At 69.0% G+C, this 25,737-nt stretch carries 21 protein-coding genes; 8 read left to right on the top strand and 13 right to left on the bottom strand.

The window, feature by feature from the left end:
* Window positions 1-38: 38 nt before the first annotated feature.
* Complete coding sequence (locus ACYX7E_RS08795; protein WP_462080190.1) at window positions 39-1,811, bottom strand: DUF2207 domain-containing protein; 1,773 nt, start codon at window positions 1,809-1,811, stop codon at window positions 39-41.
* On the bottom strand, window positions 1,808-2,371 hold the full coding sequence (locus ACYX7E_RS08800; RefSeq protein WP_462080191.1) for a LemA family protein: 564 nt from the start codon (window positions 2,369-2,371) through the stop codon (window positions 1,808-1,810). The genes ACYX7E_RS08795 and ACYX7E_RS08800 overlap by 4 nt, the downstream gene beginning before the upstream one ends.
* 165 nt (window positions 2,372-2,536) lie before the next feature.
* Here ACYX7E_RS08800 and ACYX7E_RS08805 point away from each other — a divergent pair, with 165 nt between their 5' ends.
* Entirely contained in the window at window positions 2,537-3,121 is a 585-nt protein-coding gene (locus ACYX7E_RS08805; protein WP_462080192.1) for a DUF4019 domain-containing protein, read from the top strand.
* A gap of 45 nt (window positions 3,122-3,166) precedes the next feature.
* Here ACYX7E_RS08805 and ACYX7E_RS08810 read toward each other — a convergent pair whose 3' ends face one another.
* From ACYX7E_RS08810 to ACYX7E_RS08830, 5 genes are all read right to left on the bottom strand, one after another.
* Window positions 3,167-3,418, bottom strand: a complete 252-nt coding sequence (locus tag ACYX7E_RS08810) for an RNA-binding S4 domain-containing protein (protein ID WP_462080193.1) — start codon at window positions 3,416-3,418, stop codon at window positions 3,167-3,169.
* Window positions 3,419-3,495: 77 nt separating this feature from the next.
* Window positions 3,496-4,164 (bottom strand): serine/threonine protein kinase, encoded by a 669-nt coding sequence (locus tag ACYX7E_RS08815; RefSeq protein WP_462080194.1) that lies wholly within the window; start codon window positions 4,162-4,164, stop codon window positions 3,496-3,498.
* A gap of 68 nt (window positions 4,165-4,232) precedes the next feature.
* Window positions 4,233-4,790, bottom strand: a complete 558-nt coding sequence (locus tag ACYX7E_RS08820) for an RNA polymerase sigma factor (protein WP_462080195.1) — start codon at window positions 4,788-4,790, stop codon at window positions 4,233-4,235.
* 108 nt (window positions 4,791-4,898) lie between these two features.
* Window positions 4,899-5,840 carry a DMT family transporter gene (locus ACYX7E_RS08825; RefSeq protein ID WP_462080196.1) on the bottom strand — a complete coding sequence of 314 codons (942 nt, stop codon included), beginning with the start codon at window positions 5,838-5,840 and terminating at the stop codon, window positions 4,899-4,901.
* A gap of 69 nt (window positions 5,841-5,909) precedes the next feature.
* Window positions 5,910-6,794: a LysR substrate-binding domain-containing protein gene (locus ACYX7E_RS08830; RefSeq protein WP_462080197.1), complete on the bottom strand. Its 885-nt coding sequence runs from the start codon at window positions 6,792-6,794 to the stop codon at window positions 5,910-5,912.
* A gap of 99 nt (window positions 6,795-6,893) precedes the next feature.
* Between ACYX7E_RS08830 and ACYX7E_RS08835 the strand changes: the two genes are divergently transcribed.
* Window positions 6,894-7,796: a DMT family transporter gene (locus ACYX7E_RS08835; protein WP_462080198.1), complete on the top strand. Its 903-nt coding sequence runs from the start codon at window positions 6,894-6,896 to the stop codon at window positions 7,794-7,796.
* A 75-nt stretch (window positions 7,797-7,871) separates the two neighbouring features.
* On the opposite strand, the gene ACYX7E_RS08840 is transcribed toward ACYX7E_RS08835, so the two are convergent.
* The 6 genes from ACYX7E_RS08840 to ACYX7E_RS08865 form a co-directional block, all read right to left on the bottom strand.
* Window positions 7,872-8,666, bottom strand: coding sequence for a heme ABC transporter ATP-binding protein (locus tag ACYX7E_RS08840; RefSeq protein WP_462080199.1), 795 nt, complete (start codon window positions 8,664-8,666; stop codon window positions 7,872-7,874).
* Window positions 8,666-9,670 carry a FecCD family ABC transporter permease gene (locus ACYX7E_RS08845; RefSeq protein ID WP_462080258.1) on the bottom strand — a complete coding sequence of 335 codons (1,005 nt, stop codon included), beginning with the start codon at window positions 9,668-9,670 and terminating at the stop codon, window positions 8,666-8,668. The genes ACYX7E_RS08840 and ACYX7E_RS08845 overlap by 1 nt, the downstream gene beginning before the upstream one ends.
* Window positions 9,671-9,744: 74 nt before the next feature.
* The gene (locus ACYX7E_RS08850) at window positions 9,745-10,884 is read right to left on the bottom strand and encodes a heme/hemin ABC transporter substrate-binding protein (protein ID WP_462080200.1); all 1,140 of its coding nucleotides are present in this window, start codon (window positions 10,882-10,884) and stop codon (window positions 9,745-9,747) included.
* A 307-nt stretch (window positions 10,885-11,191) separates the two neighbouring features.
* A complete protein-coding gene (locus ACYX7E_RS08855) occupies window positions 11,192-12,580 on the bottom strand; it encodes a YncE family protein (RefSeq protein ID WP_462080201.1) in 1,389 nt (462 codons plus the stop codon).
* An 85-nt stretch (window positions 12,581-12,665) separates the two neighbouring features.
* The gene (locus ACYX7E_RS08860; protein WP_462080202.1) at window positions 12,666-13,589 is read right to left on the bottom strand and encodes an alpha/beta hydrolase; all 924 of its coding nucleotides are present in this window, start codon (window positions 13,587-13,589) and stop codon (window positions 12,666-12,668) included.
* Between the two features lie 330 nt (window positions 13,590-13,919).
* The gene (locus tag ACYX7E_RS08865) at window positions 13,920-16,046 is read right to left on the bottom strand and encodes a TonB-dependent receptor domain-containing protein (RefSeq protein ID WP_462080203.1); all 2,127 of its coding nucleotides are present in this window, start codon (window positions 16,044-16,046) and stop codon (window positions 13,920-13,922) included.
* Between the two features lie 482 nt (window positions 16,047-16,528).
* On the opposite strand from ACYX7E_RS08865, the gene ACYX7E_RS08870 reads away from it, so the two are divergent.
* The 6 genes from ACYX7E_RS08870 to ACYX7E_RS08895 all read left to right on the top strand — a co-directional run bounded on the left by ACYX7E_RS08870 (window position 16,529) and on the right by ACYX7E_RS08895 (window position 25,725).
* Window positions 16,529-17,728, top strand: a complete 1,200-nt coding sequence (locus ACYX7E_RS08870) for an MFS transporter (RefSeq protein ID WP_462080204.1) — start codon at window positions 16,529-16,531, stop codon at window positions 17,726-17,728.
* Entirely contained in the window at window positions 17,725-19,029 is a 1,305-nt protein-coding gene (locus tag ACYX7E_RS08875) for an isochorismate synthase (RefSeq protein ID WP_462080205.1), read from the top strand. Before ACYX7E_RS08870 ends, ACYX7E_RS08875 begins: the two co-directional genes overlap by 4 nt.
* Window positions 19,030-19,131: 102 nt before the next feature.
* Window positions 19,132-20,817, top strand: a complete 1,686-nt coding sequence (locus ACYX7E_RS08880) for a (2,3-dihydroxybenzoyl)adenylate synthase (RefSeq protein WP_462080206.1) — start codon at window positions 19,132-19,134, stop codon at window positions 20,815-20,817.
* On the top strand, window positions 20,817-21,452 hold the full coding sequence (locus ACYX7E_RS08885; protein WP_462080207.1) for an isochorismatase family protein: 636 nt from the start codon (window positions 20,817-20,819) through the stop codon (window positions 21,450-21,452). The genes ACYX7E_RS08880 and ACYX7E_RS08885 overlap by 1 nt, the downstream gene beginning before the upstream one ends.
* A complete protein-coding gene (locus ACYX7E_RS08890; RefSeq protein WP_462080208.1) occupies window positions 21,449-21,727 on the top strand; it encodes a phosphopantetheine-binding protein in 279 nt (92 codons plus the stop codon). Before ACYX7E_RS08885 ends, ACYX7E_RS08890 begins: the two co-directional genes overlap by 4 nt.
* On the top strand, window positions 21,724-25,725 hold the full coding sequence (locus tag ACYX7E_RS08895) for an amino acid adenylation domain-containing protein (RefSeq protein ID WP_462080209.1): 4,002 nt from the start codon (window positions 21,724-21,726) through the stop codon (window positions 25,723-25,725). Before ACYX7E_RS08890 ends, ACYX7E_RS08895 begins: the two co-directional genes overlap by 4 nt.
* The last annotated feature ends 12 nt before the right edge of the window (window positions 25,726-25,737 follow it).

Consider the following 25,737-nt stretch of genomic DNA (forward strand, 5'->3'; position numbering starts at 1 on the left):
TGCCCATGGGGATGCTATGCAGGCGTCATGTGCCGCGCTCAGCGTCCGCCGCCACCGCCGCCACCCCCACCTCCGCCGGAGAATCCGCCGCCGCCGCTGCCCGATGCGCTACCCGGCGGCGACGCCGATGACGAGATCTGCGATGCCAGGCTGCTGCCGAGCGCCTTGGTGAATCCGCCCAGGTCGTTGCCCAGATGGCTTCCGCTGTACCAGCCGATCGCAGTGGTCGCGGCTGCGGCTGCAGCGGCGCCGACGGCCAGCGTGAACTTCTTCGTCCAGGCATCTTCGACCTCGAGCGCGACCGCGTATGGCAGCAGTGCTTCGAAGCGCCCGGCATCCAGCGACGGCTCCGGCGCGTCCGGCCCCTTGAGACGTTGCAGGTCGGGTTGGTCGGCGACGCTGAGATAGCGTTTGAAGCCTTCGATCTCGTCGAGCAGCCGGCGCCCCTGCGGCGTCGGTGCGCGTACCACGAACGCGAACACGATGACCGTCACCAGCATCAGCAAGGCCGAGGGCAGGATCAGCAGGATGCCGGTGCCGCCGGAGAACAGCAGGGCGGCGATGATGGCCAGCATCGCGATCGCCAACGCGATCAGCGCTTTGCCGCCGTTGGTCGAGAACATCGCCGGTTTGAAGCGGGCTTCGAGTGCCTTGGTGTGCTTGCGCAGGATCGACTGGATCTCGGCGGCATTGCCGTTGTCGAGTTCCAGTTCATTCCGGCCCTGGAACAGGGCCTGCTGCAACACCCGCTGTTCGGGCACGAGGCCGGTGGCGGCGCCGGCCCCCTTCTTCAGGTCCCAGTGATCTTTCAACAGCTGCTTGTCGCGGTGGATCGTCAGTCCGCCGGCCACCGCCAGCGACAGCAGCTCGGACGAGAAGCAGCGCGTGTCGTAGGCCATGCGCTGCATGAAGCGCAGGCCGGCGGGCGAGTAGCCTGCAGGTGGATCGTAGCGCGCGATGATCGTGCCCGCGGACGGGTCGCGGCCGATCCGGCGCCAGGTCGCGATGCAGTACGCCAGCAACCCCAGCAGTCCGGCGAAGGCGAGCAGGGCGCCGCGATTGTCGCGCAGCAGCCAGTGGAGTTTCTGCGCGCGTGAGGGCTCGGCGACCAGGCCTTTCGGGAATGTCAGCACCACGGAGAATCCTTCACGTGGCTGCAGCGGGCGCGTCAGCTCCCAGCGTGCGGTCCCCGGCGCGGGCAGGGCTGCGGTGTAGTCCTGGTCGGCGGCGCCCTGGACGCCGACATAGCCTTCGGCGTGCAGCTCCGCCACCGGGACCGGCGCGGGCAATACGACCTCGATGCTGCCGCGTTCGATCGGGAAATCCCAACCGGTGCCGATGGCGTTCCAGTACAGCTCGTCGTTCCGCGCGAAGAAGCCCAGTTGCCGCGACGTGCGGTAACGCAGGGTGTAGGTGAACTCGGCCGGTGTCGGCAGCAAGTCGTCGTTGCCCGTATTGATGCGTACGCCGTTCGGGCGCGTCTCGGTGAACCAGGGTTCGGTGCGGCCATCGCGCTGCACATCGAGCATCGTGAAGTCGACGACGACGCGGTTGCCATGTGCATTGCGATAACGGGTCGGGAAGTCTCGGTAGATGCCGCGACGGATGTTGTCGCCCTCGGCCCGCACGCGGATGGTCTCGGTGACGTCCTGACTGCCATCGCTGGCGATCCGGACCACGCTGTCGTACGACAGGATGCGTTCCTGCGCATGCAGCGGCAACGCGCAGGCCAGCAGGGCCAGCAGGGCCAGCCAGCACAGCAGGCGCAGCAGGCGGGGATGGTCGGCGCTAGGCATCGCGGCGCGGCTCATCGGGCCAGCTCCACCTGGACGGCATTGCGCGCGCTGTCGCCCGCCTGGAAGGGTTCGCGCGCATCGAATCCGGTCATCGAGGCGACCGCATTGGCCGGCACGCGCTGGATCGCATCGTTGTAGTCGCGCACTGCGCCGTTGTAGAAGCGGCGTGCGTATTGCAACTGCTCCTCGACATCGACGAGGTCGCGCTGCAACTGGATGAAGTTCGCGCTGGCCTTCAGGTCCGGATAGGCCTCCTGCAACACCAGCACCTGGCCGATGGCCTGCGACAGTGCATGTTCGACGTCGCCCAACGCCGCAGGTGCCGTGGCCTGGATCGCCTTCGCGCGCAATTGCGTCACCAGTTCCAGCGTGGCCCGTTCGTGGCCGATGTAGCCCTGCACGGCACTGACCAGTTGCGGCACCAGATCGTGCCGGCGCATCAGCTGCACGTCGATATCGGCCCAGGCCGTCGCGACCTGGTTGCGCAGGCGGATGAAGCCGTTGTAGGTCCACAGGCTCCAGGCGAGCAGGCCGACGACGGCCAGCGCAAGCAGAACGGTCACGAGGCTGATCATGGCGGACTCCGGGCATGGATGCGGCGGCAGGCGCTGCCGCCGCGAGTGTACGACAGTGGTGGCGATGCCCTGCTGGATGGAGCCGTCGGCGCGGGCGCGGGCTTGTCCACGTGCGCTCGCGTACACTCGGCGGCACCGTGCCCCAGGATGACGCAAGGGATGTCCATGCAAGCGACTCGCCAGATCAAGGCCACCGTCAGCGTCGTGCTGTCCGCCACGCTGGCGTGCATGGGCATAGCGTCCGCGCAGCAGGCGACGGCGCCGTCGGCAGTCGTCGGCACGCCGACGCAGGCGCCGCCGTTAACCCCCGAGCAGCAGGCGCAGCTTGCCCGTCAGGATGCCGAGGTCACGCGCGCCGCCGGCCAGGTCATGCAGTGGGTCGATGCCGGTCGTATCGGCGAGGTCTGGGATGGCGCATCGGACGCGATCAAGCGCGTGGTCAGCCGTGAGGCCTTCGTCAGCGGGATTGCCGCGGACCGGGCGCGGCTCGGCGCGGTGTCCGGACGTGCCAGGCCGGTCGTGACCCGTGCCCGTGTGCCGGCGGGTGCGGAGGTGCCGGAAGGGTTGTATCTCAGCGTGGCCATGGCCACGACCTTCGTCGGCCAGCCGCAGCCGATCCGCGAGCTGGTGTCGTTCCGTCTCGACGAGGATCGGACCCTGCGCGTGTCCGGCTACACGCTGCGAGCCGCCGAACCGTCCGCAGGCGCTGCTCCGGCAACCCCTGTGTCTCCGCCTGTGTCGAAGCCCTGATCGCGCGAGCGAACCGCCGGCTGCCGGCGGGTCACGCGGCCGCCATCAGCCTTCGCGATCGCCGCCGTCGTGGTGATCGGTGCCTGCGTGCACCAGGATCTGCTGCCCCTGTACTTCGACCCGTTGGCCTGCGCGGATCTTGCAGGTCTTGCGCAGCTCCACCGCACCATCGACGCTGACCACGCCGCTGGCCACCAGTTGCTTGCCGGCGCCGCCGCTGTCGCACAGGTCGGTCAGTTTCAGCAACTGGTTCAACGCGATGTAGTCCTCTTCCAGCGTGAAGTCGATGATGGGCATGCGGTGTTCCGGACAGATGGGTGGGCGTCATTATGGTCGCAGCATCGGCCAACATCGCCGACGTGTGCTGCATCGGCCTATTCGCGTTCAAATTGTGCGAGTTCTTCGATCAGGCGCTGCGCCTTCAGGATGCTGCTGCCGGCAGCGCCTTCATCCAGTCGCCGGCCAAGATCGGCACGCCGGGGCTGGTGGACCCAGCGATGGAACCACCAGGTGCCCAGCAGGCCGACGATGCCGACGGCGAGTCCCCAGGCCACCATCTGCGGGGCCCTGGCCAGCAGGTCGCCGCCGCTGAGGCCGGCCAGCGACATCACCACCGGCACCCACATCACCCACCACGGCAGGCCGGTGCTCATGCCGTTGATCAGGTAGAAGCGCCGCAGCCGTGCCAGGCGCTTCTGGATGGTGACGACGGGCGCGGCATGGTCGAGGCGCGCGATCATGCCCAGCGTCACGCCGGCCATCGCGATGGTGACCACGCCGAACACATGCACCGACAGGCCGGCGGCGAGCAGGTGCGGGATATCCCGGTGCTGGGTCCAGCAGCCGACGCCGATCGACAGCAGCAGCAGGCCGAACAGGATCTGCGCGATCTGTCCCCAGAACAGCGGTCGCAGGCTGCCGCGGGCCTTGTCGAGCTTGCTGTCGCGCAGCAGTTGCAGGTTCAGCGCGTCGTGTCGTTCCAGCTGGCGGCCAAGGGTCTGCCAGGCTTGCTTGAGGTCGTCGAGTTCCATCGTGGTGTCCATGCGGTTCTGTCGGGTGGTCAGTCGGTTGTTCGGTCGGTTGTTCGGTCGTTTGCCGGTCTTGCCTGCGCTCACGTCGCAGTGGTGGATGCCGGCGCGGCAGGTGCGGCGTAGTTGCGGATCCGCTGCTTGAGGCGGTTGATCTTGGTGGTGACGTTGCTGTCGCCCACTCCGAGGACGTCGGCGATCTCGCGGGTGCTGCGGTCGTCGAGATAGAGCAGCAGCAGGGCGCGGTCGAGCGGTGCCAGCGTCGCGATGAACTGCTGCAGCAGTTGCAGCTGTTCGGCGGCTTCATGATCGTGGCCGTGCTCGTCGACGGCATCGTGGACGCTGTCGTCGTACGGCACCGCGTGCCGTTGCCGTTGCTGCTGGCCGCGCAGGAACGAGATGCCCACGTTCAGCGCGATCCGGTACATCCAGGTGGAGAACGCCCGACGCTCGTCGTAACCGGGCCAGGCCCGCCACAGTTGGGCCAGGATGTCCTGCTGCAGGTCGGCGCGATCGTCGGGGTGGCTGGCATAGGTGCTGGCCACCTTCAGCACGATGCCGCGATGCCGATGGACCCGTTCGACGAAAGCCTGCCGGCTGTCGGCCGGCCAGGTGTCCGCGTTGTCGTTGCCGATGTCCATGCTGACGTTAGGCTCTCCATCCCGTGGTCCGGGCAAAAGCGCCCGTTGCAAGGTGATTCGCACGGCAGCGGGATTTGTCACAGCGCGGCCATCAGCACGCGCGGCGGCTCAATCGACGATGCCCTTGGCCTCGGACGTCCCCAGCACCTCCGGATGGCGGATCCGGGGCCGGCGATCGAACAGCGACTGCGCGAATACCGCCGCCAGGATGATCGCGACGCCCAGGTAGAACGTCAGGCTCAGCTCCTGTTGCTCGGAGAACAGCAGCATCGCCAGCATGATCGCGTAGACCGGCTCCAGGTTCACGGCCATCTGCGCCGAGAAGGCGTTGATATGCCGCAACGCCGCCAGCGACAAGGCGAACGGGAACAGCGTGCAGGCGAATGCGAGCAGCAACAGGTAGATGGCATCGTGCAGGCCGGGCAGCACCAGCAGGTCGCCGGCGAAGACCGGGAACAGCCAGGGCATCGCCGGTGCCAGCAGCGTCAGCGCCAGCGTGCCGGCGCCCAGCTCGATGGCGGTCACGGTCAGCGGATCGGCGTGGTGCACCAGGCGCTTGTTCAAGGAGCCGAACAGCGCCACGAACAGCGCCGACAACGCACCCGCCGCGACGCCCATGCGCATGTCGCTGGAAATACCGCCGACGACCAGCGCGACGCCGGGCAGCACGGCCACGCCGAGCATGACTTCGCGACGCGACACCGCGCGCCGGGTCAGCTTGGGTTCGATCAATGCGGTGAACACCGTCGCCAGCGCCATGCAGGTGGCGGCAATCGAGGCATTGGACAGCTTGATGGCGCCGTAGAACGTCAGCCAGTGCATTCCGACCAGCACGCCGACCCCGGCATACGACAGCAGCAGCCTGGCCGGCAGCGCGCGCAGGCCACGCCAGACACGCGGCACCAGCAGCAAGGCGGCGACCACCAGCAGCATCCGCCACCAGACCAGCGGCAAGGCAGGCAGCGTGATCAGCTTGCCGAGGATCGCGGTGAACCCCCAGAGCAGCACGCACAGGTGGATCTGCCATTGGGCCTTGGTGGTCGGTGTCATGCGGGGCGGGCCATGCTGCGGTGTCGAGAAGAGGTGTTGGGGTGGGCGCGTGGGCCGGCGCCGGAGACGTCATTCATTCGCAACGCTCCTGAGCCAGTCCAGGACCTTGCGTGCGGCCGGGCGCAGGCGGCGGTGCCCGGCGTGCACCACATGGTAGGCGTAGCGGCCTGGCATCGTGGGGACCGGCAGGCGCAGCAGCTGACCGCTGTCGAGCCACGGCGTCACGATCCGCTCGCGGGCCAGGGCGACGCCCAGCCCGAGGCTGCAGGCACGCAGCATGTCGGTGCTGTCGCTGAAGACGATGCGTTCGTCGACATCGACGCCGTGCACGCCATTGCTGCGGAACCAGTCGTGCCAGCCCTGGTGCGACAGATCGGCGATCAACGGTAGGGCCGCGACCCCGCGGGCCGTGCACACGCCGGCGACGCCGGCCAGCGCCGGGGCCGCGACCGGGAACAGCGATTCTTCCATCAGCAACTGCGAGCTCAGGCCCGGCCAGTGCCCGGGCCCCAGTCGGATGCCGAGGTCCGGGCCGCTCTCGTCGAACCGCGTCAAGGCGAGCTCGGTATCGATGCGCAGACGGATCTCGGGGTGGGCCGCCACCAGCGCGGGCAGGCGCGGGATCAGCCAGGTGTAGGCGAACGAATGCAGCGTCGTCAGGCTGACCTTGTGGCGGTCGTCGCGACGGTCGCGCAGGTCGCGCATGACGCTGTCGATGTCGTTGATCGCATTGCTGGCGCTGTCGGCAAGATGGCGGCCCTCGGCGGTCAGCGAGACCCCGCGCGCATGGCGCTGGAACAGGGTCACGCCGAGACGCGACTCCAGTTTGCGGACATGGTGACTGACTGCGCTCGCGGTCAGGTGCAACTCTTCGGCGGCATGGGCGAAGTTCTGGTGGCGGGCCGCGGATTCAAAGGCGGCAAGTGCAGGTAGCCAGTCGGACCGCAGCGTCATCGGAGCCACAAATCTGATTCATGTCTTGGTCGAAAAGTATGCGCTTGTGCGGCGCAGGCGGACAAGCACAATGACCGCTCCTCCAGTCCGGCCCATGCCATGTCGACGCCCCATGCCACTCCCACCGGCCATACCGCGCAGGCACCGGCGCTGTCGGGTTGGCTGACGCCGCTGGAGCTCGGCTTGCTGGGGGCGATCTGGGGCGCGTCCTTCCTGTTCATGCGGATCGCGGCCAAGGACTTCGGTGCGGTTCCGCTGGTCGAGGTGCGGCTGGCTGCGGGTGCGCTGGTGCTGCTGCCATTCCTGTGGCGCGAACGCCTGCGTTTTCCGCTGGCGCTGTGGCCGAAGCTTGCGCTGATCGGCGTCATCAACTCGGCGGTACCGTTCATCCTGTTCGCCTGGGCCGCGCAACGCGCACCGGCCGGCGTTGGCGCGATCGCCAATGCGATGACGGTACTGTTCACCGCGCTGGTCGGGTTTCTGTTCTTCGGCGAGAAGATCGGCGGCCGGCAGGCCTCCGCCTTGCTGATCGGGTTTGCCGGCGTCGTGGTGCTGGCCAGCGGCAAGATCGCCGGCGTCAGCATCGGCTGGGCGGTCGTGGCCGGGGCCACGGCTTCGTTCCTGTACGGCATCGGTATCAACCTGGTGCGTCGCCACCTGACCGGATTGCCCGCGGCCGCGGTGGCATCGGCGACGCTGGGCGTGTCGTCGCTGTTGCTGCTGCCGTTCGCACTGTGGACCTGGCCGACGGCGCCGATTCCATCGGCGTCCTGGGCGGCGGCCCTGGCGCTGGGCGTGCTCTGCACTGGCGCGGCCTTCGTGCTCTATTACCGGCTGATCGCGCGCATCGGCGCCAGCCGGGCGTCGACGGTGACCTACCTGATCCCGTTGTTCGCGGTGGGTTGGGCGTGGTGGCTGCTGGATGAGCCGCTGACCTGGACCATGGCGCTGGCCGGTGCGCTGATCCTGGGCAGCGTGGCGGTGAGCCAGCGGCGCAGATGACGGCCTGACGTCGACAAGCCCGACGTCCGCTCAGGTGGCATGGCCGCTCCTGCCGTCGAGCAGGCCGTCCGGGGATCAGCCTGTCACGACGACCAGCGGGATGCCGCGCGTGGGGTGCTCGATGATGTGCACGCTCTGGCGATAGACGCGCGAGATGATCTCCTCGGTCAGCACCTCGCGTGGCGCACCGTCGGCGACGACGCGGCCGCTTTCGAGCATGACGATGCGGTCGGCATAGGCCGCGGCGAGATTCAGGTCGTGCAGCACGACGATGATGCAGGCGCCAGCATCGGCCAGCTCGCGCAACCGGCGCAGCGTGGTTTCCTGGTGATGCATGTCGAGCGCGGCGGTGGGCTCGTCGAGCAGGATCAGTCGGGTCTGCTGCGTCAGGACGCGCGAGAACGCGGTGCGCGCCGATTCGCCGCCCGACAGCGTCTGCACGTTGCGGTCGGCGAGCCGGGTGATGTCCGACGCGGCCAGCGCCTGCTCGACGATGGCTTCGTCCTTCACCGGGTCCGGCGTGTGCGGCAGGCGGCCCATCGCGACCACTTCGGCGACGCTGAACGCAAAACGCACGGCATGGTCCTGCGGCATCACCGCGCGTTCGCGCGCGAGTGCGCGTGCGCGCCAGGCGGCCATCGGCTTGCCCGCCAGCGAGACCTCACCGGACGTTGGCAAGGTGTCGCCTGCGGCGATGCCGAGCAGGGTGGACTTGCCGGCGCCATTGGGGCCGACCAGCGCGGTCAGGCCGCTGCCCGCGAAATCCAGCGAGATGTCGTTGACCAGCGGATGGCCGCCGATCAGCAGGCTGATGCGATGCAGGCGCAGCAGCGCGGTGCCCGTCGAGGAGGCCTCCAAGGCGGCGGACATCAGTGCGCGCCCCCGGGCTTCTGGCGCAACACCAGCCACAGGAAGAACGGCGCGCCGAGCGCAGCCGAGAACAGGCCCAGCGGGATCTCCGATGGCGGGTCGAGCGTACGTGCCGCGGTATCGGCAATGACGATCAGCAGGGCGCCGCAGATCGCCGACAATGGTAACAGCCAGCGATGCCCGGGGCCGGCCAGCAGGCGCACGAAATGCGGCACCACGAGACCGACGAAGCCGACCGAGCCGGCAAACGCGACCGCGCTGCCGACGAGCAGCGCGCTGCAGGCGACCAGCATCGCGCGCGTGCGCTTGACGTCCAGGCCGATGTGCTGGGCCTGGCGTTCGCCAAGCGCGAGCATGTCCAGCGGCGTGGCCAGCAACATCAATGCGATCGCGCCGACGACGAAGGCCGGCAGGGCCGAGGCCAGTTGCGACCAGCTGGCCGATGCCAGCGAACCCATCTGCCAGAACACCAGCGACTGCAGCTCGTTGTCGTTGGCGACATAGGTGAAGAAGCCGATCGCCGCCGAGCAGGCGGCGCCGATCGCGATACCGACCAGCAGCAGCGTCGCGGTGCCGCTGCCGCGTCCGGGACGCGCGAGCACGTAGATCAGCGAGGTTGTCAGTGCGCCGCCGATGAAGGCCGACACCGGCACGGTCCATGCGCCGAACGCGGTCAGGCCGAGCACGATCGCCGCCACCGCACCGAGCGCGGCACCGTTGGTGACGCCGACGATGCCCGGGTCGGCCAGCGGATTGCCGAACAGGCCCTGCAGGCTGGCACCGGCCATCGCCAGCGAGGCGCCGACCAGCGCGCCGAGCAGCGCGCGCGGGATGCGCATGTTCCAGACCACCGAGATGTCGCGCTGGCTGAGGTTGCCCGGTTCGGCCAGCCCCAACTGCACGCCGATCGCGTGCATGACGTCGCCGGCCGGCACCTTCAGCGGGCCGGTGCCGAACGACAGCAGGATCGCCAGCACCAGCAGCACCAGTCCGGCGCAGAGCAGCAGGGCGCCGTTGGGACGGCGCACGGTGCCGCTGCGGGAGGTCGGGAGCGGCCGGACCGGCCTTGCCGCCTGGCTCATGTCCCGGATTGCTTCGCGAACGCGGCGAGCGCTTCGGCCAGTGCGATCGCGCCCGCACCGGAGGCGACGCTGGTCGCCTTGAGCTGGATGTCGGGCATGACCCAGACGCGGTTGGCCTGGCCGGCCGGCGTTTCCTTCAGCGACGGGTAGGCCTTCCACAGACCGGCCTCGCCACCGAGCAGGCGCAGGTCGTTGCGGGTCAGCAGGATGATCTCGGGCTCCGCGGCGACGATGCCTTCATTGCTGAGCTGCGAGTAGTTGGACACCTTGGCTTCGTCGCCGATGTTGATGCCGCCGGCCACGCGGATCACGCCGGCCGCCGCGGTATCGGCGCCGCCGACGGTCGGCATGCCGCCGGCCCCGGTGGCCGACAGGTGGATCACGCGCGGCTTGCGCGGATGCGAGGCGGCGATCTGCGCGGCGCGGTCGAGCTGCGCCTGCACCTGCGTCGCCAGCGTGATGCCTTCATCGGCATGGCCGAAAATCGCGGCGATCTTGCGGACCTTGTCCGGCGCCGGCTGCAGGTCGTCGACGATGAGCGCATCGAGGTCGGCATCGCGCAGCTTCTGCGCCAGGCCGCTCTGCGCGTGGCGACGCAGGCTGTTGCCGACGAACAGGGTGCCGTCGAGGCTCAGCACGCCTTCGACGCCGGTGTTGCGGTTGAACAGGAACTGCTGCTTCGCGGCGCGACCGGCGGCGGTGACGGAGTTGCGCGGCGCGGCGAACACATGGTCGGCCAGGCCCAGCGATTCCATGACCGCGATGATGTCGTCGCTGCCGGCGATGGTGCGGCGGGTGTCTTCGATGGTGACCTCGACGTCGTCGTCCGAACGCACGGTAGCCGGCAGGTCCTGTTGCGAGGCCGGTACGCTGGGGACGTCGGTGCCGGTGACGGCCAGCCAGGCGGCCGGCAGCGCCTCATCGACGTTGGCATCGGTGGCGGCGTTGTGCGTGGTCGCAGCGGTCGCTGCGTCGGCAGCGGGCGTGACGGGCGCAGAGGACGAAGTAGGCTGCGACGGCGAGCAGGCGACCGTCGCCAGCAGGGCGGACAGCGCCACGGCGAGCAGGCGCGGCGCCGGAAGGCGCGATGCGAAAAGGCTTGGGGCGAACAGGGCGGAGTGCTTCAGGCTGGACATCTCGGAATCCAAATGGGGTGTCTGGTCAGGCCCGTTCAAAGGCCTCGGAGGGCGCTGCACCGAAAGCGGAAACGCCGGGCGCACGCGGCACCCGGCGTCTCGTCGTCGATTTTAGAACCTGTTCACGATCTGTCGCGAGCGCAGCCAGGTGGTGCATGGTGTGCATGCCAGTGAAGAGCAGGCAGAAAGCGCAGTGTACGTGCGGGTACATGAGCAACCGAGCACCGCAGGCGCGCCAGATGGCAAGCGCAGCAAGATCGTGGACAGGTTCCTGGAGCAACACCGGCGAACCGGCGTTGCCTGGGGCTTACTTCGACTTCAGCGAGAAACGGGTCAGGCGATCGCCGCGCGGATCTTCGGCACCGCGCGACTTGTTGACCGAGTACACGTGGCCACGGCCATCGTCGTGCAGGTGGTTGGGCAGCGTGCCGGCTTCGAGGTTGGCGACGATCTTGCCGCTGGCATCCACCGCGGTGACCGTGCCGGCGCCACGATTGCTGACGAAGGCCAGCTTGATGACCGGGTCGTAGACCACGTTCAACGATCCGTTGCCGACGTAGACGTCGTGCACGATGTTGCCGCTGACCGGATCGACGATCAGCAGGTTGTCGCTGCCCTGCGAGGCGACCAGCAGGCGCTTGCTGTCGCTGTCCCACGCCACGCCGGAGGCGCTGGCGGCATTGGTCAGGGCGATGACCTTCTCGGTCTTGCCGGAAACGCCGTCGATGACTGCGGCTTCCGGCGTCGAGATGCTGACGGTGAACAGCTTGCCGGTGCTGCGGTCCAGGTCCAGGCTCATCGGCGAGAACTTCTCGCCACGCACGCCGGACGCGATCTCGATGTCGGGCAGCTTCTGCAGCGTCCTGGCGTCGAACACCGCGATCTTGGGTTCCTCGACCGACGAGGCGTAGACGCGTCCGCGCTCGCCGTCGACGATGACATCGCGGCCGTGCGGCACCGTGCCGGCTTCGAACTGCTTGACCAGCTTGAGGTCCGACTGGCGATAGACGGCGACGGTGTTGTCGCGGGTGTTGGTGACCCAGACGTTGCCGTTGACGTCGTCGACGGCGACGCCGTAGACCGCGTAGACGCGGTTGTCGTCATGGCCCGGGATCCTGGCGGGCGTGATGCGCGCCTCGATCTTCAGCGTATCGGCATCGACCTTGATCAGCTCGGATTCGGTCACCGGGGGGCGGCCGATCGCGGCGGTGACATAGACCGCGTTTTCCTTGGCGCTGTACGCCGACTGGTACAGGCCGCGGGTGATCGGTTCACTGACCGCGTCGAAACGGTCCTGGCCGGACAGCGGGATGTCCTTGGAGATCTTCAGGTCGAACACGACGGCGGCATCCGGGTTGTCGGCGCGCACGATGATCGGGTGGCGCCCAGCGACCGCATCGGCCGGGATCTTGACCGTACCTTTGAATTTGCCCTCGGCATCGGCGGTGAAGGGCTGTGCATTGAGCACGGTCGCGCCACGCAGCAGGGTCACCTGCTGGCCGGGCTTGAAGTTGCTGCCGTTGAATTCGACGTCGCTGCCGGGCAGCACGTTCTGCGAGGCTGCGCGGACGGCGCCCTTGAAGCCGGTATCGGGCTGGTCGAAGACCTGCGCGGAGGCGATGCCGGCGATGCCCGACAGGGCGAGGGCAAGCGCGGCAAGCCGCAGGCGGGGGGCACGTGACGTGGTCTTGTTCATTGCAGACTCCTGAAGAAAAGAGGACGGCCGGCGCCATCGCGGGCCGGGCAGGGGAGAGAGGACGCCGCGTGCCGGCGCACGACGGTCATGGCTTGCCGCCGCTGCGGTCGGCGACGCCGGTGACGCTGTGCAGCGCGCTCATCAGCGAGGCGCGGAACATCGGGCCATGGCCCAGGCCTTCGAATTCGCGGTAGCGGGCGTCGATGCCGGGCACGCCCTGCAGGCGCTGGGCGAGCTGCATTGCAGCATCCGGCGGCGCACCCTTGACGCGCTCGAGGTGGGCGACAACGCGCGGATTGCTCATGTCGCGCTGGCCGCGATCGCCGACACGCTCGGCTCCCCCCAGATGGATCAGCACGCGCGCGGGGTGGCCGGCATTGTGGGTGATGAAGCGCTCGCCTTCGCGTATGGCCAGGCCGTTCTGCCACCACATCGAGGGACTGCCGGATGCGTAGGTCTGGAAGGCGCCCGTCCGCGTATACAGCGTGTGCAGCACGAACAGGCCGCCCAGCGAATGTCCCCACAGCGTGCGCTGGTCCGGGTCGATCATGGCCCTGCGTTCGATCTCCGGTCGGATGCGGCGTTCGATCACGTCCAGAAACGCATCGGCGCCGCCGGTCAACGGATGCGTGGTGGTGTCGTGCTGGTCGTCGGGCGTCAGCTCCGGCGTGTAGTCGCGCGTACGCGCTGCGGAATCGATGCGCAGTTCATTGTCGTAGCCGATGAACACCAGCACCTGCGGCCGTGCCTGCTGGGCGAGTTCCGCGACCAGGGCGTCGTCGAACTCCATCAGCGCGCCATTGCCATCGAGCATCCAGAACGACGGGAAGCCCTGCTCGGGTGCGGCGGTTTTGGGAATGCCGACGTGGACGCGCCAGATGCGGCTGCCGTCCACGCTGCTGAGCGTAAAGCGCTCGAAGCGGTAGTGCGCGGAGGCGTGGTCGGCGACGGTTTCGCCGATCGTCTGCAGCGGGTTGCGCTGTTGTGCGTTCACGGTCGGGATGATCATGGCGTTGGACAGTGCGAACAGACCCGCGAGGACGGCGAGCGCGGTGGCGCGTGAAGCGGAGCGGCGGACGGATCGTGCGGACAAGGCGGGCATGCGCTCGGTTCGGGTTGTAAAGCGGGAGGTCCGGGGAGCCGGTGTGGATCGTCGTGCGCGGAGGCCGTGCAGCAGCGGCGCGATGACACCGGCGCATTCCCCAACGTCCGGATCTTAAGGTGAATGCGACTTATTCTCAACCGTGCATGCGCGGGGCAGGTCCATGTCGCCGCGCGTAGCCTGGGATGACGGGCGGGGCCTGCAGCGCGCCCCCGATGGGAGCGCGCCACAGCTGCCTCAGAAGCGGGCGGTCAGCCCGATGAAGTAGGTCCGCGCGCCGCCGTCGTAGTTGTTGCCTTCTTCCAGGGTCGACGCGTCGGTCAGGTTGCGGACGCCGGCTCGCAGGGTCAGGCCGGCGTTGACGTCGTAACCGGTCCCCAGGTCCCAGGTGGTGTAGGACTTGGCGAACGTGGAGCTCGCGGCGGCGATCAGCTGCTCGCCGATGTGCTGGCCGCTGAGGAACAGCGACCAGTCCTCGGTCACCTGCCAGTCGAGCGAGGTGTTGGCGGTGATCTTGGGCACGACCAGCAGGTTGGCGCCGGTGGTCCGGTTCTTGGACTCCAGCATGCGGGTGATGTTGGTCGTCCAGCTCACGCGCTCGTGCAGCGGCACGCTGAGGCTGGCTTCGACGCCGCGGGTGCGCGCTTCCTGGATGTTCTGCGCGACCGTCCACCAGTAGCCGTTGACCAGGCTGGTGGTGAAGCCGGGCAGGGTGCTCAGCGGAACCTGCTCGATCTTGTCTTCGAAATCGGTCAGGAAGTAGGTCGCCGACACGGACCAGCCGTTGCGGTCGAAGGCACCGCCGATTTCATAGTTGGTGCTGGTTTCGGGTTCCAGGTCCGGATTGCCGGCCATGTAGCAGCCGCGGGTGCCGTCGGCGTTGACCGACTGGCTGGTCCAGCCGTCGACGGCCAGGCTGCGGCAGCCGTTGCCGCCCGACTGGGTGGCCGCGCCGGCACTGCCCTGCTTCAGGTTGGGCGCGCGGAAGCCACGCGAGACGCCGCCGCGCACGGTCCAGTCGCTGGACGGATGCCAGACCGCATAGATGCGCGGGCTGAGGTTGTCGTCGTAGTTCTCGGTGTTGTCCAGGCGCAGGCCGAGCGTCAGCGCCAGGTTGTCGCGCAGCGAGATGTGGTCCTCGGCAAACAGCGCCCAGGAGTCGGCCTGGCTGTTCGGGCTGATGCGGCCGCTGTCGTTCCAGGTCACCGGTACGGTGCCGATGGTGTCCGGGTTCTGCAGTTCCTCGCGCTTCCATTGCGCGCCGACATTCAGCGAGTGCGCGAAGATCCAGTCGAAGCCGGTGCTGAAGGCGGTGTCGAACACGGTTTCCTTCGACCATGCGCCGACCTGGCTGCCCGTGTCCTCGTACTCGTTGTCGACCAGCGTGGTTTTGGAGGTCGTGGCTTCCCCATAGCGACCGTCATGGCTGACCACGTAACCGGTGTGCTCCAGCTTCGACAGGCCCCAGGCGCTGACAGCACCGGCGCCGCTGGCGCGCTGCACGCCACGCGAGGCCTCGAAGGCCAGACTGTGGTTGTCGTTGATGCGCCAGTTCAACAGCGCGTTGGCGTTTTCGGCCTTGTTGCCGGGGGTCTGGCGCGCGCCGGTGTCGGAGGTGCGGTCGGTCAGGTTGGCGCCGACGCGGAGGCCGAGGTTGTCGGTCAGCGGTCCGCTGAACTGGGCGCCGAGCTGGATGGTATCGCCGCGCTCGGAGGCGCTGGGACGGCTGTAGTTGTAGGTCGCCGTGCCGCGCCATTCGGGTGCGATCTTGCGGGTGATGATGTTGATGACGCCGCCCATCGCGTCGGAGCCGTACAGCGAGGACATCGGCCCGCGCACGACTTCGATGCGCTCGATCATGTCCGGCGACAACCAATTGAGGTCCTGCGGCCCGAGGTCGTCGCGATAGTTCACGCCGGCCGAATTGCCCTGGCGGCGGCCGTCGATGAGGATCAGCGTGTATTGCTCGGGCAGGCCGCGCAGGCGGATCTTCGACTGCGCGCCCGACAGTGCATAGCCGCCGGTGACGCCCGGGATCGTGCTCAGCAACTGGCCGATGCTGCTGACCGGCTTGCGCTCGATCTCTTCACGCGTGATCACGCTGATGCTGGCCGGTGCGTCCTTGATCCACTGCTGGTGGCCGGAGGCGGTGACGACGACGGTGTCGAAGGTCTTGGCGCTCTGGGCGTCGGCCGTGTCGGTGTCGGCATCGGCCAGCACCGGGGCCGCCAGCGTGAGGGCGATGGCCCCCGCCAGCAGGCCCGTCGAGGCGCGCAGCAGGGAGACCGGGGAAGAGGACGGGAGGCGCGTGCTGGCGCAGGCCTTGTTGGCGCGTGACGTGGAGAGTGAGTGGGAGCGGGACATCGCAAAGAACTCCGGAATGAGTGTGGCCCGGGTCCTGTGGCGGCGGCTGGGGGACGATCGGAGGGGGAGACAACACACGGATTTTGAACGTAATGGGAATTATTCTCAATATTGATCGGGGCCTGTGTGCACCGATCGCGCCCACCAGCGTTATGCGGCGGCCTGGCACGGGCGGCGTCGCAGCACGATCCGTGGCCAGAACGGGAGTCCCTCATCGATTTCACGGCACGCAGCGTTCCAGCGGCTGTGCGTGACCCTTAGAGCAAGCAAGCGTTCGCTGCGCAACACGTTTGAGAATCCTCGCGCGAATGCGAACTGTTATTATTCATGGGTTGGCAGGCGTGCCTGTCCGGCCGGGCCCGGTCGTAGCAGCCTCCGCCTGATCCGCCCATGCCCTTGGCGCCTGCCAGCCCCGTTGCCCGCGGTCGTGCCGCGCCCTGCCGCTCCGGCGGTCGCCGCACTCATTGGAAGAAGTCCCCACGATGTCGCTTGCCCCCAAATCCGTGTCGTCGCTGCCCGCCCTGGTCTTCACCGCGCTGGCCGGGACGATGGCGATGATGTCGTTCGTCGCCGTGGTCGGTCCGGTGGTGCGGGTGCTCGGCCTGGCCGAGTGGCACGCTGGCCTGTCGGTCACCGCGGCCGGCGTGTTCTGGATGCTGCTGGCGCGACGCTGGGGCGCGCTCAGCGATCGCATCGGCCGGCGTCGCGTGTTGTTGATCGCGCTGGCGGCCTATGCGCTGATCTATCTGCTGATGGCCCTGTTCGTGGACCTGGCGCTGCGCGATCCGCCGCGAGTCATCGTGTCGGTGATCGTGCTGGTCGCGACCCGTGCCGCGATTGGCGCGTTCTATGCCGCGGTGCCGCCGACTGCGGCGGCGGTGGTCGCCGATGAAGTCGAGCCCGGCGCGCGTGCCTCGGCGATGGCCAAGCTCGGCACGGCCAATGCGCTGGGCATGGTGCTCGGGCCCGCCGCGGCGGGTTGGCTGGCGACAAGGGATATCGCTCTCGCCCTGTATGCGGCCGCGGCCTTGCCGCTGCTGTCGTGGCTGGTGCTGTGGTGGCGGCTGCCGGCGACCGCGCCGAAGCCATCGGCCGGTGGCGGCAAGCGGCCGACGCTGGCGCTGCTGGACCCGCGCATCCGCCTGCCTGCCTTCACGGCGTTCGCATCGATGGTGTCGGTGTCGATCGCGCAGGTGACGGTCGGCTTCTTTGCGATCGATCGCCTTGGATTGACGCCGGCCGAAGGCGCGCGCGTCGCGGGCCTCGCGCTGACATCGGTCGGTGGTGGGCTGATCCTGGCGCAGGCGCTGGTGATGCGGATGAAGTCGGTGCCGGCCCGGCGCTGGATCGTGCTGGGCGCGTGGATCTCGGCGATCGGGTTCTCGTCGGTGGCGCTGGCGGCGAGCCAAGGGCAGCTGCTGGTGGCGTATGCGGTGGCGGCTTTCGGCATGGGCTTCGTGTTTCCCGCCTTCCAGGCCTTGACCGCGGATTCGGTGCAGTCGTACGAGCAGGGCGCGGCCGCCGGCACGGTCGCGTCGATGCAGGGCATGGGCATGATGGCCGGCCCGCTGCTGGGCACGCTGATCTATCGCTGGTCGCCGGCGGCACCGTACCTTGCGGTCGGCGTGGTCCTGGTGGGGCTGGCCGTGGCGGCGATGTTCAAGCGCGGACCGGGCGCATGAAACACGACCGCCGCCCGTCGTCGCTGGGCGAGATCGACCGCGTGTCGGGCGAGGTCGCGCTGATGGACCGGTCGGCTGAGCCGGCTGCGGTGGCGTCGCTCGCGGACGTGGCCGAGGCGCGCTTCCTGCTGCGTGGTCCGGATGGCCTGCGCGAAGGGACCGGTTGCCGGCGCAGGCTGGTGCCCGGCACGACGACGACGCTGGCGGCGCGTGTCGACGCGTTTTTTGCCGAGACCGTGCCCGGCGACACGCCTGCCGTGCTGGTGGGGGCGTTGCCGTTCGATCCGGCGCAGCACGATCATCTGTACCAGCCGCTGCGGTTCTCGATGGCAGATGCGGCGCGTATGCAGGGGACGGTGCCATCGGCCCCGTTGCTGGATCCCGAGGGCCTGCATGCGCGGCAGCAACCGACGGTCTCCGACTATGCGCATGCGGTCGCGGAATGCGTGGCGCGATTGCGCAGTGTGGGGGGCACGTCACCGTCCACTGCCGGCGAACGCGTGGCCTGGCGCGCGGCGTCGGGGCCGCTGCGCAAGGTCGTGCTGGCGCGCAGCCTGCATGTCGAGGCCCACCGCCGCATCGATCCGTTCGCGCTGGCGGCCAGGCTCGACGTCGATCCTGCGGTGACGACCTTCGTCGCCTCGTTGCCGGTCGCCAATGGCGAACCGCCGGCCTGGCTGGTCGGCGCGACACCGGAACTGCTGGTCTCGCGGCGAGGGCGCGCGGTGCTGTCGCATCCGCTGGCCGGATCGGCGCGACGATCCGCCGATGCGCAGGCGGACCGGCAATCGGCGCATGCGCTGCTGGCATCGGACAAGGACCAGAACGAACATCATTTCGTGGTCGAGGCGATCCTCGATGGTCTGTCGCCGCTGTGCACGCGGCTGCAGGCGGCCACGCAACCGTCGCTGCATGCCACCGCGACCATGTGGCACCTCGGCACGCGGATCGCCGGCGTGCTGAAGGATCCGGACATCTCGGCGGCGGCGCTGGCGGCCATCCTGCATCCCACGCCTGCGGTCTGCGGGACGCCGAGCCTGCCGGCGCTGCGCACGATCCGCGAACTGGAGCCGGAGGGCCGGGGCTTCTATGCCGGTGCGGTCGGCTGGAGCGACGCCGCCGGTGATGGCGACTGGTACGTGTCGATCCGTTGCGCGCACCTGCAGGGACATGCCATGCGGCTGTTCGCGGGTGCCGGCATCGTCGCCGACTCGGTGCCGGCGCTCGAAGTGGAAGAGACCTCGGCCAAGTTCATGGCGATGCTCAACGCCATGGGCATCCCGGACAACAGCGTGCTGTGAGCATGGGGACCGGCATCGACATCAGGATCGACATCGAAGCGTGCTCGCCAGGGTGCGGGCAGCATGCATGGACAAGGGGCAGGCATGAACAAGGGGACAGACATGAATGACCAACGGGTTCCGCTGCGACAGGCATGGCCGCAGGCCTTCGTGGAGCGCTATCGCGAGGCTGGCCATTGGCGCGGGGAAACCTTCCCCGGATTCCTGCGCGAGCGCGCACGCGACTTCGCCGACGACATCGCCGTCGTCGGGGCCGGCCCGGGCGGCGACGCGCGCTGGACGTACGCGCAATTGTGGCAGCGGGCGGAGACCGCCGCGGCCGGCTTCCTCGCGCTGGGGCTCGTCCCGGGCGATCGCGTCGTTGTGCAGCTTGGCAACATTCCCGAGTTCGTCGCCGTGGTCTGCGGGCTGTTCCGCGCGGGGCTGGTGCCGGTGTATGCCTTGCCCGCGCACCGGCTGACCGAAATCGCGCATTTCGTGCGCAAATCCGAGGCCTCGGCCTACGTCGTCGCCGAGCGCTACGGGCAGTTCGACTACCGCACGCTGGCGCGCGACCTGCAGGCCGACGTGCCGGCCGTGCGGCATGTGGTCGTGGTCGGCGACGCGCAGGAGTTTGCGGCGTTCGATGGTTTCGTCGCCGATCCGTCGCGGTTGCCGGGCGACCCCGATCCGCAGTCGGTCGCGTTCCTGCAGATCTCCGGCGGCAGCACCGGCCTGTCGAAACTGATTCCGCGAACCCACGACGACTACATCTACAGCTTCCGCGCCAGCAACGAGCTCTGCGGCATCGGCCGTGACAGCGTCTACATGGTGGCGCTGCCGGTCGCGCACAATTTCCCGATGAGTTCGCCGGGCTTCTTCGGTGCGCTGTATGCCGGCGGTCGCGTGGTGCTGAGCCCGGGGCCGGGGCCGGACGTGGCCTTCCCGCTGGTCGAGCGCGAAGGCGTGACCTGCGTCGGCCTGGTGCCGCCGCTGGCGCTGCTGTGGTCACAGGCGGCCGAGGGCAGCGCCTACGACCTGTCCAGCCTGCAGGTCATGCAGGTCGGCGGCGCCAAGCTGGTGCCGGAGGCGGCGCGCCGCGTCATCGCCGGCATGCGCTGCACGCTGCAGCAGGTGTTCGGCATGGCCGAAGGCCTGGTCAACTACACGCGCCTGGACGATCCCGAGCACCTGGTCATCGGCACCCAGGGTCGGCCGATCAGTCCGGACGACGAGGTGCTGATCGTCGACGACCACGGCACCCCGGTCGCAGACGGCGACACCGGTCACCTGCTGACGCGTGGTCCGTACACGATCCGCGGCTACCACAACGACGATGCCGCCAACGCGCGCGCGTTCACCGAGGACGGCTACTACCGCACCGGCGACATGGTGCTGCGGACGCCCGAGGGCTATCTGGTGGTGCAAGGGCGGGCGACCGACCACATCAATCGTGCCGGCGAGAAGATCTCCGCCGAAGAGATCGAAGATCACCTGCTCGCGCATCCGCAGGTCTTCGATGCGGCCGTGGTATCGATCCCCGACGACTATCTCGGCGAGCGCAGTTGCGCGTTCGTCATCGCCAACGGCGGCAGCGAGCAGCGTCCGCGCCCGGCCGAGCTGAAGGCCTGGGTGCGTGGACGCGGACTGGCGGCGTTCAAGGTGCCGGACCAGATCGTGTTCGTGGACGCGTTCGGTACCACGGCGGTCGGCAAGATCAGTCGACGCGAGCTGCGGGCGCAGTTGCGCCGGCAGTTCCTCGAGACGAACGCGGCCGCAGACGCGCCCGACGCGAACAAGGAATCCTGATGGCCCTGCCGAGCATTCCCGCCTATGCCTTGCCGACCGTCGGCGAGCTGCCGACGCCGCGCGGCGCCTGGCGGCCGGAGACATCGCGCATCGCGCTGCTGGTGCATGACATGCAGCGCTATTTCCTGTCGGCGTTCACTGCGGATGCCTCGCCGCTGACGCCGGTGATCAGCAACATCGCGCGCCTGCTGGCACATGCGCGCGCGCAGGGCATCCCGGTGTTCTACACCGCCCAGCGCGGACACCAGCAACGCTGCGATCGCGGCCTGCAGGCCGATCTGTGGGGCCCGGGCATGCGCGCGATCAGCAGCCACGAGGGTATCGTCGATGCGCTGGCGCCGACCGCCGACGACCACGTCCTGGTCAAGCATCGCTACAGCGCATTCCAGCGCAGCAACCTCGACACGCTGATGCGCGCGCGCGGCCGAGACCAGTTGCTGGTGACCGGCGTCTATGCACACATCGGTGTCATGGCGACCGCCGCCGAAGCCTTCCAGCGCGACATCGAAACCTTTGTCGCGGCCGACGCCGTCGCCGACTTCTCGCGCGCCGACCACGATCTCGCGCTGCACTGGATCGCCCGCTGCTGCGGGGTTCCGCTGACCACTTCGCAATTGCTGGAGTCCTTGCAATGACGCTGTCCATGTCCCCCGCCACGACCCCCGAACCGTTGACGCTCGAACGCATGCGCATCGACATCGCCAGGCTGCTGGGCGAAGCCCCGGAGGACGTGCGCGACGACGACAACCTGATCGACCTGGGGCTCGACTCGATGCGCATGCTCGGCCTGGTGATGGCCTGGGGCAAGACCGGTCTCGCGCTCGAGTTCTCGCACTTGGCCGAGCACACCACGCTGGCCGGCTGGTGGCAGGTGGTGCGCAGGCTCCAGGCACAGGCCGCCGCGTCATGAATGCACTTGCCAGCGTGCTCTCCGCGACGCCGGCTAACGTGCGCACGGACGATGTCGCCCTGACCGAAGCGCAGGCAGGGCTGTGGTACGCGCAGCGGATGGCGCCGGACAATGCCGCGTTCAACACCGCGCATGCGCTCTGGATCGAAGGTCCGCTGGACGTGCCGGCCTTCACCGAGGCCGCGAACCGCGGCGTGGCCGAAGCCGAGGCGCTGTCGCTGCGGATGCGCGACGGGGCCGGCGGTCCGGTCCAGGGCGTCGACGACAGCCTGCTGCCGCGGCTGCAGATCGTTGATGTCTCGCAGGAGGCCGATCCCCAGGCTGCCGCGCGCGCGGCGATGTTGCGCGAGCGACAGGTGCCGGTCGATCCCGTGCGCGATCGCCTTGCGCTGCAGCAGTTGTACGTCCTCGGTCCGGATCGCCATGCCTGGTACCTGCGCGTGCATCACCTGGCCACCGACGGCTACGGCATGGCGCTGCTGACCGAGCGCATCTGCGCCCTGTACGCCGCGGTCCTCGGCCAGGGCGACAGCGGCCTGCCATTGGCCGCGCTGGACGCGGCGCTGGCAGAAGACCTGCAGTACCGCAGCTCGGAACGACGCAGCGCGGATGCCGCGTACTGGCGCGATGCCATGGCCGGCATGCCCGCGCCCGTAGGCCTCGGGCCCGGGTTCGCGCATGCTGCGCAGGATTGCCTGCGGCATGTGCAGCCGGTCGCGCCGGCGTTGCGTGAACGCCTGCATGCCGTGGCCGACGCGATCGGCCAGCCCTGGCCCGATGTGTTGACCGCGTTGACCGCGGCGTATTGCCAGCGCATGTCCGGCGTTGCCGAAGCCGTGGTCGGCGTGCCGTTCATGGGCCGGCTGGGCAGCGCCTCCGCGCGCGTGCTAGCGATGGTCATGAACGTGCTGCCGCTGCGCGTCGCCGCGGCCGAGACGCTGGACGTCGCTGCCTATGTGCAGGCGCTGAGCCGCTCGCTGGTGCGCGGACGCCGGCATGGCCGTTATCGCGGCGAGCAGTTGCGGCGTGACCTGGGCCTGCTGGGCGGGCAGCGACGCTTGCATGGCCCGTTGGTCAACGTGCAGCCGTTCTATCGTCCGCCGCAGTTGAGCGGGACGCGGGTGACGCTGGACATCCTCGCGACCGGCCCGGTCGACGACGTGACCCTGGGTTTCCGTGGCGACACCGTGACGATGCTGGACCTTGAGATCGAGGCCAACCCCGCGCTGTACACGCAGCCGCAGCTGCAGGCGCATGGCGATCGCCTGCTCGCGTTCCTGTCGTCGGCGTTCGACGCGCATACGCGCGGCGGCAGCATGGCCGACATCGCACTGGCGACGCCGGCCGAAGCGCAGCGCTACCTGTTCGATGTCAACGACACCGCGCATCCGCTGCCGGAGACAACCCTGGTCGCGCTGTTCGAGGCGCAGGCGGCCGCGACGCCTGACGCACCGGCGCTGGAATACCTGGGGCAGACGCTCAGCTATGCGCAGCTCGAACAACGCACGCGCGCGCTGGCCCTGCAGCTGCGCGCGTCGGGTGTCGGCCGCGAATCCATCGTCGCGGTCGCCTTGCCGCGTTCGCTGGAACTCGAGATTGCGCTGGTGGCCGTCCAGCGCGCCGGCGGCGCCTACCTGCCGCTGGACCTGGCCCATCCCGACGACCGCATCGCCCGCATCCTCGCGTCCGCCGCACCGGTCTGCGTGCTCGCCGCTGCGGAAGACGCCGCGCGTTTCGGCGCGGTGCCCGTGCTGTCGCCGGAGGCATGGACACCGCTCGCGCCCTCCGATCCGCGCGCCGATGGCGATCGTTTCGCGTTGGCGGACTTCGCGTTGGAGGACCTCGCTTTGCCGGATCCTGCAGGGCCGGACGATGCCGCCTACGTGATCTACACCTCGGGTTCGACCGGCGAGCCCAAGGGCGTGCTGGTCGAGCATCGCGCGATCGTCAACCGGCTGGAATGGATGCGCACGCACTACGGCTTTGCGGCCGGCGACCGCATCCTGCAGAAGACTCCGGCGACGTTCGATGTGTCGGTCTGGGAATTCTTCCTGCCCCTGCTCAGCGGCGCGACCCTGGTGATGGCGCCGCCGGACGCGCATCGCGATCCGGTCGCGCTGGCGCGGATCATCCGCGAACGTGCGATCACCACCCTGCATTTCGTGCCGTCGATGCTGTCGGCCTTCCTCGCCGTGCCCGCGAGCCACGGCTTGCAGGTGCGCCGCGTGTTCTGCAGCGGCGAGGAACTGGGCACCGACCTGCGCGACCGTTTCCATGCCCGCATCGTCGGTGAACTGCACAACCTCTATGGCCCCACCGAGGCCGCGGTCGACGTCAGCTACTGGCCGGCCAGCCGCGAGGATCGCTCGCTGCCGGTGCCGATCGGTTTCCCGGTGTGGAACACGCGCCTGTACGTGCTCGATGCGCGGATGCGCCCGTTGCCTGCCGGCGTGGTCGGCGACCTGTACCTGGGCGGCGTGCAGCTCGCGCGCGGCTACCTCGGCCGCGACGACCTGACCGCCGAGCGCTTCATCGACGATCCCTTCGTCCGTGGCGGGCGCATTTACCGCACCGGCGACCTTGCGCGCTGGCGTGAGGATGGCGCGGTGGTGTTCCTCGGCCGCAGCGACCACCAGGTCAAGCTGCGCGGGCTGCGCATCGAGCTGGGCGACATCGAAGCCGCATTACGCGCGTTCCCGCAGCTGGAACGCGGCGAGGTCATCGTGCGGGAGGATCGTCCCGGCGACAGACGCCTGGTCGCCTACCTGCAACTGCGCGATGGCGCCGGAGCGCTCGATGCGCATGCGCTGCGCACGCACCTGCTGGCGCGCGTCCCGGACTACATGGTGCCGGCGGCACGCGTCGTGCTCGACGACTGGCCGGTCACCGCCAACGGCAAGCTCGACCGCAACCGCTTGCCGGTACCTGCACTCGATGCCGGGCAGGGCGAGCCCCTGCAGACCGACAGCGAGCATGCGATGGCAGCGCTGTTCGCGCAGGTCCTGGACCTCGATCGCCCGCTTGGCGCCGATGCTGATTTCTTCGCGCTCGGCGGCGATTCGCTGTCGGCCGTGCACCTGCTGCTGGCGATCCAGCAGCGCTGGTCGCGCGATCCGGGCCTGGGCGCATTGTTCGCGGCCCCGACCGTCGCCGGACTGGCCGCACGGATCGACGCCGGCGAGACCGGGACCGACCACGGCCTGGCGCCGGTGATCCGTTTGGTCGAAGGCGATCCGTCGCTGGCGCCTCTGTTCGTCGTGCACCCTGCCGGCGGCATCGCCTGGAACTATCGCGACCTGTCGCGTTCACTGCAGCCCCGCCGGCATGTGCATGGCCTGCAGTCGCCCGCCCTGGATGCCGCGCAGCCGTTGCCGGCCAGCATCGACGCGCTGGCCGACGACTACGCGCGTCGCGCCGTCGCGCTGCAGCCCGATGGGCCGATGCACCTGGCCGGCTGGTCGGTCGGCGGCATCCTCGCGCAGGCGATGGCCGTCCGACTGCAGGCGATGGGACGCCAGGTCGGCGTGCTGGCGCTGCTGGATGCGTATCCGAGCGAATGCTGGCGGGCCGAACCCGAGCCCGACCCTGTGGCCGCGCTGCGTGCGCTGCTGGCGATCGCCGGCTACGACCCGGAGCAGTTTCCCGAACTGGATACGCGCGCGAAGATCGTCGCGTTCCTGCGTCGCGGCGACAGCGCGCTCGGCAACCTGCCGGACGTGGTGCTCGATGGCGTCGTGCGCGCGGTCACCGACACCAACCGGCTGGTTCGCCAACATCACCATGGCTGCGCCGCCGGCACACTGCTGCACCTGCGTGCGGGCAACGACCATGCCGCGCGACCGCAACTGCAGTCCGCGTTGTGGGCGCCGTATGCCGATCATGTCGAAGCGGTCGATCTGCCGTTCCTGCATGCACAGATGAGCGGTCGCGATGCGGCTGCCCGGATCGCGCCGCTGCTGGACGCGCGCCTGCGCGGATGGGATCGTGGTGCGTCGTGACGCGGTGTGATG

Source organism: Luteimonas sp. RIT-PG2_3, from assembly GCF_054902115.1.